At 60.2% G+C, this 10,520-nt stretch carries 9 protein-coding genes; 5 read left to right on the top strand and 4 right to left on the bottom strand.

The genetic code is table 11. The annotated features are described in order from the left end of the window. The 4 genes from LAN64_19475 to LAN64_19460 all read right to left on the bottom strand — a co-directional run. Window positions 1–280: transglycosylase domain-containing protein (locus tag LAN64_19475; protein ID MBZ5570012.1), on the bottom strand; the 280-nt coding region annotated here is incomplete at its 3' end. Window positions 281–673: 393 nt separating this feature from the next. Further along, complete coding sequence (locus tag LAN64_19470) at window positions 674–1,471, bottom strand: PhzF family phenazine biosynthesis protein (protein ID MBZ5570011.1); 798 nt, start codon at window positions 1,469–1,471, stop codon at window positions 674–676. 368 nt (window positions 1,472–1,839) lie between these two features. Beyond that, a complete protein-coding gene (locus tag LAN64_19465) occupies window positions 1,840–4,971 on the bottom strand; it encodes a multidrug efflux RND transporter permease subunit (protein MBZ5570010.1) in 3,132 nt (1,043 codons plus the stop codon). A gap of 16 nt (window positions 4,972–4,987) precedes the next feature. Then, window positions 4,988–6,085, bottom strand: coding sequence for an efflux RND transporter periplasmic adaptor subunit (locus tag LAN64_19460; GenBank protein MBZ5570009.1), 1,098 nt, complete (start codon window positions 6,083–6,085; stop codon window positions 4,988–4,990). 590 nt (window positions 6,086–6,675) lie between these two features. On the opposite strand from LAN64_19460, the gene LAN64_19455 reads away from it, so the two are divergent. The 5 genes from LAN64_19455 to LAN64_19435 are packed head-to-tail and all read left to right on the top strand — an operon-like array spanning window position 6,676 to window position 10,294. Further along, window positions 6,676–7,251, top strand: a complete 576-nt coding sequence (locus LAN64_19455; protein ID MBZ5570008.1) for a hypothetical protein — start codon at window positions 6,676–6,678, stop codon at window positions 7,249–7,251. A 49-nt stretch (window positions 7,252–7,300) separates the two neighbouring features. Continuing rightward, the gene (locus tag LAN64_19450; protein ID MBZ5570007.1) at window positions 7,301–7,705 is read left to right on the top strand and encodes a GntR family transcriptional regulator; all 405 of its coding nucleotides are present in this window, start codon (window positions 7,301–7,303) and stop codon (window positions 7,703–7,705) included. Between the two features lie 4 nt (window positions 7,706–7,709). Further along, window positions 7,710–8,585, top strand: a complete 876-nt coding sequence (locus tag LAN64_19445) for an ABC transporter ATP-binding protein (protein MBZ5570006.1) — start codon at window positions 7,710–7,712, stop codon at window positions 8,583–8,585. Then, on the top strand, window positions 8,582–9,511 hold the full coding sequence (locus tag LAN64_19440; protein MBZ5570005.1) for an ABC transporter permease: 930 nt from the start codon (window positions 8,582–8,584) through the stop codon (window positions 9,509–9,511). Before LAN64_19445 ends, LAN64_19440 begins: the two co-directional genes overlap by 4 nt. A 48-nt stretch (window positions 9,512–9,559) precedes the next feature. Next, a complete protein-coding gene (locus LAN64_19435) occupies window positions 9,560–10,294 on the top strand; it encodes a DUF4386 domain-containing protein (GenBank protein MBZ5570004.1) in 735 nt (244 codons plus the stop codon). Window positions 10,295–10,520: the final 226 nt, after the last annotated feature.

The raw sequence follows: 10,520 nt of genomic DNA, 5'->3' as shown, positions 1-10,520 counted from the left end.
TTACGAGTTGCTGCGTAATGGTGGAAGCTCCGCGAGTGCGACCGCCTTCCAAATCGTCTTGGGCAGCGATTTGAATCTGGTGCCAATCGAACCCATGATGCTGGTAGAAGCGCGCATCCTCCGCGGCGATTACAGAGTGTTGGAGATCGGGCGAGATTTGGCCGAGCGGAATGAATTTGTAGCGTTCGTGATACGGCGTGTGGTGAATCCAGGCCTGCAAGCGGCGCTGGATGTGCACTGCGGTTGTCGGTGGGTCGATCCACCGGGCGGCCGCAAGCATCAGCGCGGCAAGCGCCCAAATGAGCACCGCGCCGGTGATGAGCCATCGAACAAAGGATCGGAGGAAACCCTTCCGAAGCGGGGTCTTGGGGTGTGTGTTTGGCCTTGCAGTCACATTTCAGAATAACAGCCTGGGTTGGGTTGCCGTTTATGGCTGATCTTGCGCGCGCGAACACGGAGCCCTGCGTCCTACTCAGGCCACTCGGGGTAAAGCCACTTGGTCCTGAATCACATTGAACCCCGCTACGGAACAGGAATCGTCCGGATATGGCCAGCTTTTCCTCTCAGGTCCGCGATAACCCAATGACCTTCCCGAAGCTGGAGACCCTCGAATCGCAAGGTGGTCACTTCAGCCCTCCGGAGGCCACAGCCGATGAGAAGCGAGAGCAGAATCTCAAGTTAAGATATCGATGGTCCCTTGTAGATAAAGCTTCGCTTCACCAGCGATCTTTACGCGGTTGCCAGCGAGTGTGCACCACATTCGGGCGCCACGAGGACTCAGTTGCTGCACCCGAAATGTTTGCTTGCCAGTGCGTCCGGCCCAGTATGGGACGAGTGTGCACTGGATTGATCCCGTGGCAGGATCTTCGTCGATCCCCTCGGATGGAGCGAAAAACCTGCATACGTAATCGACATCCTTCTCGCCGGCAGCTGTAACAATCGCTCCACCGATGCCCATATCAATTTTGGCCAACGCAGCTATATCGGGCTTGAGGTTTTCGACTATTTCGGCGTGGTGGGCGACGATGAGAAAGTCGCGAGGGTCGCGCATTACCTCTGCCATCTCCAGACCCAGGGCGGACAGCAACCCCGTTGGGAGTTCGCACGGTACCGCCGGCCTAGAGGGGAAATCCATTTCAAAGCGCTCGTGATCACGATTGACCGTCAATAAGCCACTGACTGTATGGAAGCGAACCGGCCAGGTGTCATGTCCACGCAAAGCAAGGGCATACGCGGCAGCCAACGTTGCGTGGCCGCACAGGTCATCTTCCACTACCGGTGTGAACCAACGCAGGTCGAAATCGCCATCAGCGCGGGCAACCACAAAAGCGGTTTCGCTGTGACGGTTCTCTGCTGCGATTTTCTGCATGACATCATTGACGGGAAATGCGGGAAGGAGGCATACACCGGCGGGATTGCCTGCGAACAGTTCGCTCGCGAAGGAATCGATGTGGTAATACGAAATCGGCATGCTTGCCAAAGTTGATCCAGCGCGCGGCCACGGGACTCAAGAAATTTCGGGTCCGGTAGAACTGACGGAGAAACGGCTCTCTGGCTCTGTAGGTCCCTTCCCAAGCTGGCCTCTGCTTGGTACGAGAAATGTCATGAAATTGTCGCATCGGACCGCGAGTCCTGCTTTGAGATCAATACCAGTGATGTCATCTACTCTGGCGTCCTACACCTCCCGTGGGTGGGGAACCGGAAACGGTTGGCGACCGGTTGCGCTACAGCTCCGAGCGCGCCATCGGGTCGAAGTGCTGTTCGCAAACACGTCGTCAGAATGCGTTCAATCGAGACCATAGCGGAAGTCCGCCCAACCAGGTTGTAATCGGAGCCGAACTAATCCGCTTCTGTTTCCGACAGCGCCACGGGGCTTGTAGCCTTAGCGGGCATGACGCTGCGCACCAGCAGGTACAACACCGGGATGATGAACAGGTTCAGGATGGTGGAAATCACCATCCCGCCGAATACGGTGGTGCCCACCGAGTGACGCCCTGCCGATCCTGCGCCGCTGGCAAATACCAGCGGCAGCACGCCCAGGATGAAGGCCACCGAAGTCATCAAGATCGGGCGCAGGCGCAGGCGCGCGGCCTCCACGGCAGCTTCTGCCAGCGACAATCCCTTGGCCTGCAACTGCTCGGCGAATTCCACGATCAGAATGGCGTTCTTGCTGGCCAGCCCAATGAGCATCACCAGGCCGATCTGGCAATAGACATCGTTCTGCAACCCGCGCAGCCACTGTGCCCCCAGCGCGCCCAGGATTGCCATGGGCACTGCGAGCAGAATAATGAACGGCAGCACAAAGCTTTCGTACTGCGCCGAGAGCGTCAGATAAACCACCAGGAGGCCCAGGCCGAACAGCAGGAACGATTGCGCACCCGACTGGATCTCTTCCAGCGATATGCCCGTCCACTCGTAGGCGTACCCGGCCGGCATCACCTGTTTCGCCAACTGCTCCATGGCGCTGATGGCCTGTCCGGAACTGAATCCCGGGGCCGCGCTGCCGTTGATTTCCGCGGTGCGGAACAGGTTGTAGTGGCTGATGATGCTGGCGTTGGTGGTCTCTCTCACGGTCACGATGTCGTCCAGCGGCACCATTGTGCCGTCATCCGCTCGGACGTAGAACTGGCGCAGATCGCGGGGTTGCGAGCGGAACGCCTTGTCGGCCTGCACGTACACGCGGTACGAGCGGTTGTTGAAATCGAAATCGTTGACGTACTGCGAGCCCATGAAGACCTGCAGCGCCGAGGTGATCTGCGTAAAGGGCACGCCCAGGCTCTTGGCTCTTTCACGGTCAATGGTCACCAGCAACTGTGGATCGCGTGCGCTGAAGCTGGTGAACAACCCGCGCAGTTCCGGACGGCTGTTGCCCTTCTGGATCATCTCGCGCAGCACGCGTTCCAGATCGTCCAGCGTCCCCGATCCGGTCTGCTGAAGCTGAAACTGAAACCCGCCGTAGACACCCAGACCCTCGATCGGCGGCGCGAGAAACGGAACGACCATGGCTTCGGATATGCCCGAGAGCGGGCCGCGCACCTGGTTGATGACGGCTTGCACCGAATGCTGCGAGCCGTGACGCTGGTCGTGTTCCTTGAGGCTGACGAACATCAAGCCACGATTGGGCGCGGCGCCACTAAAGCTGAAACCCGCGACCGAAAACACGCCGGTGATGTCGTGATTCTGGGCAAGGACCTGGGTCGCCTTCGCATTCACGCGCGTGGTGTAATCCAGCGACGCCCCTTCCGGCGCCTGCACCGCGGCGATGAACCAGCCCTGGTCCTCGTTGGGCACAAAACTGGTCGGCACCTTGCCGTAAATCCAATAGCTCAGCGCCAGCCCGGCAAGAAACACGATCAGCACCGGGATTTTCCATGCGCTCAGGTGTCCCAGCGAGTTCCTGTACGCCGCGGTTCCACCGCGAATCAGGGAGTTGATGCCGCGGAACAGCGGGTTGCGGGGGCGCTCGGTGGGACGCAACAGCAGGGCGGAAAGCGCCGGCGTCAGCGTGAGCGCGTTGAATGCCGAAAGCGCAATGGAGAACGCGATCGTGAGAGCGAACTGCTGGTACAGCCGGCCGGTGGTCCCAGGGAACAACCCTACGGGAACGAACACGGCGATCAGCACCAGCGAGGTTGCGATCACGGCGCCGGTCACCTCGCCCATGGCGACTTGCGAGGCCTTGCGCGCATCGGCAATCCCCTCCTCCATGTGGCGCTCGACGTTTTCGATGACCACGATCGCGTCGTCCACCACCAGTCCGGTAGCTAGCGTCAGCCCGAATAGGGTGAGCGTGTTGATGGAGAAGCCGAACAGCTTCACAAACGCAAACGTGCCGACCAGCGACACGGGAATGGTGATGGCCGGAATCAGCGTGCTGCGCCAGCTTTGCAGGAACAGAAAAATCACCAGGATGACGATGATGATCGCTTCCAGCAGCGTCTTCAGCACTTCGCGAATGGATTCGCCCACGGCCAGGGTACTGTCAAAGGCAATGACATACTTCAGCCCCGGCGGAAACTGCTTGGAAAGTCGCTCCAATTCCTCGCGCACGCCGCGGTCCACATCCAACGCGTTGGCGTTGGAAAGCTGCATGACGCCGAGCCCGATTGCATCGTGGCCGTTGTAGGCGAGATTGCCGCCGTAGCTCTCGGCCCCGAGCTCGGCGCGGCCCACATCGCGCAGCAGCACCAGGGAGCCGTCGGGCCCGCGCTTGAGGACGATGTTCTCGAACTGCTTGGGCTCGGCCAGGCGGCCCACGGCGCGCACGCTGATCTGAAACGACTGCCCCGGCAGCGCGGGCGCTTCTCCAACCTGGCCCGCCGCCACTTGCAGGTTCTGCTCGCGCAGTGCGTTGACCACATCCGCGGCAGTCAGCTTGCGCGAGGCCAGCCGCACCGGATCGAGCCACAAGCGCATGGAGTACTTGCGCTCGCCGAAAATGATTACGTCACCCACGCCTTTGACGCGTTTCAGCGCGTCTTTGACGTAAACGTCCAGGAAATTGCTGATGAACAGTTCGTCGTAGCGCTTATTGTCGGCATAAAAGCCGATCGCCATGATGAACGAGCCGGAGTTCTTGTTGACGAACAGGCCGGTAGTCTGCACTTCCGCGGGCAGGCGCCCCAGGGCGGTGTAAGCCCGGTTCTGCACGTCCACGGCGGCAATGTCGAGGCTGCGGGTCAGATCGAAAGTGGCAGTGATCTGGCTGGAACCGTCGTTGGCGCTGCTCGAGCTGATGTAACGCATGCCCTCCGCGCCGTTGATCGCCTGTTCCAGCAGCGTGGTGACGCTGGTCTCCACCGCTTGCGAGTTGGCGCCGGTGTACGACGCGCCAACCGTCACCTGCGGCGGCGCAATCGGCGGAAACTCGGCCACCGGGAGCGACGGGATTGCCACCGCTCCCGCCAGGATCATGAGCAGCGAACAGACGATGGCGAACACCGGCCGGCGAATAAAGAAATTGACGAACATGACTGCTCCGCTGCGCTTAGGATTGGGGCACGACGGGCATGCCGTCGACCAGGATCTGCACGCCGCTCACGATCATGCGGTCGCCGGCCTTGATTCCATCCAGGACAACGTAGTTGTTGCCGACAATATCTCCGAGGCGGACAGCGCGCTGCCGCGCTACGTCCTGTTTGCCATCGCCTTCCGCGAGGAACGCGAACGTCTGCCCGCTGACCCGGGCCACGGCTGTGACCGGTATCAGCGGGTGTTCAGCCTCGCTCCACATCACGCGAGCGTGGACCATCTGCGCGTTGCGGAACTGGCGGCCCTTATTGGGCACGATGGCCTTGATGAGCACCAATTGCGAGTCGGCATCCACCCGGGGCGAAACGAAGCTGACGGCGCACCGGGCCGCGGGTTTGCTGTCGTCCAGGATTTCGACTACCGTGCCGCGGTGCAGGACCGCGGCTTTTTCGGCGGGAACGGAAATGTACGCTTCGAGTTCGCCGCTTTTGTCGAGCGTGGTGAGCACGGTGTCAACCTTGACGCGGTCGCCCACGCGCACCGGGATGTCGCCAAGGATGCCGGCGTCGGGCGCCTTCACCGTGTAGTAGTGCAACTGGACACGCTGCTCGCGGACCCCGGCTGCCATGGCCTCGACATCGGCCAGGGCGGCGTCGTATGCGCTCTGCGCCTGGTCTAGGTCCTGGCGGCTGATGACGCCGGCGGCGAACAACTCCTTGCGGCGCGCCAACTCCTTGCGCGTCCATTCCAGGTTGGCCAGCCGCGCCCGGTGCGACGCTTCCTGATTGTTGACTGTCGCCTGCTGTTTCAGCGGGTCAATTTCCAGCAGGGGCGCGCCGCGCTCCACGCGGTCACCCGACTGCACGAAAATGCGCGTGACCTGCCCTTCGACTTGCGGCTGAAGCACCGCCGCATTGCGCGATTTCAGCGCGGCCATGTACTCGGTGAACTCGCCCACGCGCTGCGGCTCCGCTACCTGCACCTTCACGGGAATCCCCGGAGCCTGCGCGCCTTCCCCTTTCGCTTCCACGCCCTTGTTGCACGCAGTTGCGCCAAGTACCACGGCGAGAAGAAGAAGTGAGATATAAAGCCGATCCGCCAAGTGGTAAAACATCGCCTACTTCCTCTATCGGACATGAGCTGCGTTGAAGAACCAGATATTGTATGTCAGCGGCTCGTATGCGTGGCCGTTTTGCAGCGACTCGTTCTGACGCTTCACCTTCGTGGAGTCTGTCATTCCGAGGAAAGACCCGACCCGGCTTCAAGTTCGCTTTTCCCAGTTCGGGAACAATCGTGTTCCAGAATCGAACACAGAAAGGAACTTCATGCCGAGATTCTGCGGTCCTCCCTGCGCCGCATCGACAAACATAGCAGCCGGCGTACTCCGCGATAGCTATGCCCCATGATTGGCCGGCATTACAGTTTCCGGTGAGCCGACTACCCAGGATTCGGCCGTTCGCCGGGCGGTACGGCTGAACTCCCATTAAATGGAATGACCTGTCTTGCGCGAACTGGCCAGGAGAGCCCCGTTTCTATGCGGATGGAGGCGGGAACCGGCCCCCGAAAGAAAAATCAAAAAAGAGCTTGCATTGTGATCTAGTGTTATAGTTAACTATAACACTAAGCGGACCGGTGAGCGCTCGCACCTGAGTACGCGAGAGAGAACCCCGACCCGAAAGTAAAGAAGCTTAAGGAGAATGAAACATGAAACCCCTTCGTTTTGTGCTGTCCGTTGTTCTGATGTCGCTCTCCACCGTGGCTTTCGCGCAGTCCGAGGCGCACAAGATGGACGCGCCAAAAGCCGCCGCGCCGAAGTCCGAGGCGCAGATGTCCTTCGCAACCATGAAAAGCCTGGCGGGAGATTGGGAAGGCCCCGTCACCGTCCCGGAGATACCGGAGATGTCAGGCGGCACGCCGTTGCACGTCTCGCTGCGCGTGACCTCGAGGGGGAACGCGCTCGTGCACGAGTTACAGGAAGCAGGAACGCCGTTGGATGCGACCAAGTACGACCATCCGGTCACGATGTTTTACGTGGACGGAGACCAGCTCACGCTGGTTCACTATTGCGACGCGGGGAACCGGCCACGCATGACCGGCAAGATGTCGCCCGACGGCAAGACGGTCGAGTTCGAGTTCAAGGACATCAGCGGGAGCACGGAGTACCACATGCACCATTCGGTGTTCACCATCATCGACACCAACCATCACACCGAGGATTGGACGTTCATGATGAAGGACAAGCCGATCCACGCGCACTTCGATCTACGGCGGAAGAACTGAGGCGCGTGGTATCTCTGGTAAGGTCTGGTAGCGCTCTCTGGAAAACCTGATGGACCGTGAGTGGAACGACAGTCAGCCGATTTACCGCCAGCTTCGCGACCGTGTCGTCGCGATGATCCTGGATGGGGTACTCAAGGAAGGCGACCCGCTGCCCTCCGTGCGCAACGTCGCGGCTGAATATCGGGTCAATCCGCTCACGGTCCTGAAGGGCTATCAGCAACTGGTGGACGAGGGGCTGGTCGAGGCCAAACGAGGCCGCGGCATGTTCATCAATGCCGGCGCGCGCAGTTTGTTGCTCAAGGGCGAACGCCAGAAGTTTCTTGCCGAAGAATGGCCCAGGGTCCAGGCAACCATTCAGCGGCTCGGCCTGACGGCGGAAGAACTCCTGGACGGCGCAACCTCTACGTCGTCTTCAGATGCCGCACGGTCGAAAACCGAAGAGAAGGAGCGCTGAAGCCATGGCATGCATAGAAGCACGCGGTCTGCGTAAGGCGTTCGGAACAACGATCGCGCTGGACGGCATCAATTTGCGTGTTGAAGAGGGCCGCATCCTCGGACTCATCGGTCCCAACGGCGCCGGCAAGACCACCGCGCTCAACGCGATTCTCGGTCTCACCCCCTATCAGGGAGAACTGAACGTGCTCGGACGCAATCCCTGGGCCGAGCGCGATCGGCTCATGCGCGATGTCTGCTTCATTGCCGATGTCGCCGTGCTGCCGCGCTGGATAAGGGTTTCGCAGGCGCTCGATTACGTCGCCGGCGTGCATCCGCGATTCGATCGCGCGAAGGCGGAAGGTTTTCTGGCGAAGACCACGATCCGCCGCGCCAGCAAAGTCAGGGAATTGTCGAAGGGCATGGTGGCCCAACTGCACCTTGCCCTGGTCATGGCCATTGACGCGAAATTGCTGGTGCTGGACGAGCCGACGCTTGGTCTCGACATCCTCTATCGCAAGCAGTTCTACGATTCCCTGCTGAACGACTACTTCGATCGCAGTCGCACCATCGTGGTGACGACGCACCAGGTGGAAGAGGTCCAGCACGTCCTCACCGATCTCATGTTCATCGACCGCGGCCGCATCGTACTCGATTGCAGCATGGAACAATTGGGGTCGCGCTATCTGGAAGTGATAGTGAATCCCGAGCAGCTCGCCGCGGCACGGGCGCTCAAGCCGATGCACGAGCGCCAGCGGTTCGGTCGCAGCATCCTGCTGTTCGATGCTGTCGATCGTCAGCAACTCGCCGCGCTTGGCGACGTGCGCACGCCTAGCATCGCCGACTTGTTCGTTGCCGTGATGGGCAATCAGGCCGGAGAAACAAAAGGAGCGGCTGTATGAATACTCAATCGAGTGCCGTGCCCGAGTCCTTCGACTCGCAGGGAGTCGCGCCCGCGGTCACGTCAGCGACTCGGCCCATGTACTGGTCGGTGCGACGCGAATTGTGGGAGAACCGTTCCATCTTTATCGCGCCGCTGGCCGTTGCCGCCCTGTTTCTGTTCGGCTTCTTGATCGGCACCATTCGTCTGCCGGGCAAGGTGCGTGCCGCGTTGACGCTCGACATCATACAGCAGCACAACTTGGTCGCGCAGCCGTACCTGATCGCTTCCGGTCTGATGATGCTGACCACTCTTGTCGTCGGGGTGTTCTACTGTCTCGACGCGCTGCACGGCGAACGTCGCGATCGCAGCATCCTGTTCTGGAAGTCGCTGCCGGTTTCCGATCTCACGGCCGTGCTTTCGAAGGCGATCACTCCGATCGTGATCCTCCCGCTGGTCAACTTCGCGATCACCGTTGTGACGCAGTGGATCATGCTGTTGGTGAGCACCGCGGTCCTGCTGGGGAGCGGTCTGAGTGTCACGACGCTATGGACCCATGCGTCGCTGTTCCAGACGTGGCTAATGTTGCTCTACCACCTCCTGACTGTTCATGGGCTCTGGTACGCGCCCATCTATGGCTGGCTGCTGCTGGTTTCAGCGTGGGCACGGCGCGCGCCATTTTTGTGGGCCGGCTTGCCACTGCTTGCGATCGGAGTCGTTGAGAAAATTGCCTTTAACACTACGCATTTCGGCGCGATGCTGGCGAACCGCATGCTCGGTGGCGGGGGAGGCGACGATTTCATGACCGGCAGCCTCTCGATGGATCCGCTGATGCACTTTACTCCGGGTCAGTTCCTGATCAGCCCGGGTCTATGGATCGGGCTGGCCATCGCCGCGGCATTCCTCGCCGCAGCGGCCCGGCTGCGCCGCTATCAAGGACCGATCTGAGTCGCGTCATCCTTGATTCCAGTTCCTCGCGTAAGGAGAACGAATGCAATGGCACAGATTGAAATGGAAGACGGTTCGGCGGAAAGAACGCAGCGCATTTACGCGAGAGTTGCGGGCTTTCTGTTTCTATGGCTGGTCATCACCGGTCTGGCCGGTATGCTGACCATATCCCGTATCGTTGGCTCCGGGGATTTCGCCACAAAAGCGAAGAGAGTAGTAGCCTCGGAACACTTATACCGGCTCGCGCTTTCCAGCGAGCTGATTGAGACTTTGAGCGCACTCCTGCTTGCTTTCGCTCTTTATGCAACGCTCAAGCCCGTCGATAGGCTTCTGGCTCAGATCGCAATGTATTGGAGGCTGGGGGAATCATTCATCGGCGGCGTGGGGATAATCGTCGGCTTTGCGAGGCTGGGTCTCTATACTTCCCCACAGTCGGTCGGGACATTGGGCGCCGACCAGACACGGGCCTTGGTGGCTCTGACGCGCGATGCGGGTTCCGCCGCGTACAACATCAGCGCGATATTCTTCAGTATCGGTTCCATCCTCTTCTTTTACCTGTTTTTCAAATCGAGATATATTCCCAGGATACTGTCGGCATTCGGTGTATTTGCCTCGGTCGTGGTGACGGTCATCTGTTTTGGCAGTTTGATCTTTCCCGAGTGCGCAGCGACGTTCCAGTATGGTTGGGCGCCGATGGCCATCGCCGAAGTCACAACCGGCCTTTGGCTGATGGTGTTTGCGGTAAAGACCCAAGCCCGCATACAAGCACGAGAAGTGGCGTGATCCTAACCGGAACCAGCCGCTCATCCGCGCTATCGTCCTCAGCAGCTTAGCGACCCTACAATATCCGCACCCCCTCATTCGTCTACAACCCTAGCAGCCCGTGGTGCAAGTCTGGATTCGTGAGCGGAAAGTACTGAAGTATCCACAGGCATAGTTCGTAGAATGTCGCGCATGTCGATGGGGACGCGCAAGCAGCGGGAGAAGCAAGAGGACATCTGGATTGCGC

The sequence above is a fragment of the Terriglobia bacterium genome (assembly GCA_020073185.1).
Classification (GTDB): Bacteria; Acidobacteriota; Terriglobia; order Terriglobales; family Acidobacteriaceae; genus JAIQGF01.
This window is presented reverse-complemented; position numbering and strand designations above follow the sequence as displayed.

What these genes read in the sequence shown, in the direction of transcription:
- LAN64_19470 (MBZ5570011.1), bottom strand. Translation starts at nt 1,471, where the DNA reads ATGCCGATTTCGTATTACCACATCGATTCCTTCGCGAGCGAACTGTTC.
- LAN64_19465 (MBZ5570010.1), bottom strand. Translation starts at nt 4,971, where the DNA reads ATGTTCGTCAATTTCTTTATTCGCCGGCCGGTGTTCGCCATCGTCTGT.
- LAN64_19460 (MBZ5570009.1), bottom strand. Translation starts at nt 6,085, where the DNA reads ATGTTTTACCACTTGGCGGATCGGCTTTATATCTCACTTCTTCTTCTC.
- LAN64_19455 (MBZ5570008.1), top strand. Translation starts at nt 6,676, where the DNA reads ATGAAACCCCTTCGTTTTGTGCTGTCCGTTGTTCTGATGTCGCTCTCC.
- LAN64_19450 (MBZ5570007.1), top strand. Translation starts at nt 7,301, where the DNA reads ATGGACCGTGAGTGGAACGACAGTCAGCCGATTTACCGCCAGCTTCGC.
- LAN64_19445 (MBZ5570006.1), top strand. Translation starts at nt 7,710, where the DNA reads ATGGCATGCATAGAAGCACGCGGTCTGCGTAAGGCGTTCGGAACAACG.
- LAN64_19440 (MBZ5570005.1), top strand. Translation starts at nt 8,582, where the DNA reads ATGAATACTCAATCGAGTGCCGTGCCCGAGTCCTTCGACTCGCAGGGA.
- LAN64_19435 (MBZ5570004.1), top strand. Translation starts at nt 9,560, where the DNA reads ATGGCACAGATTGAAATGGAAGACGGTTCGGCGGAAAGAACGCAGCGC.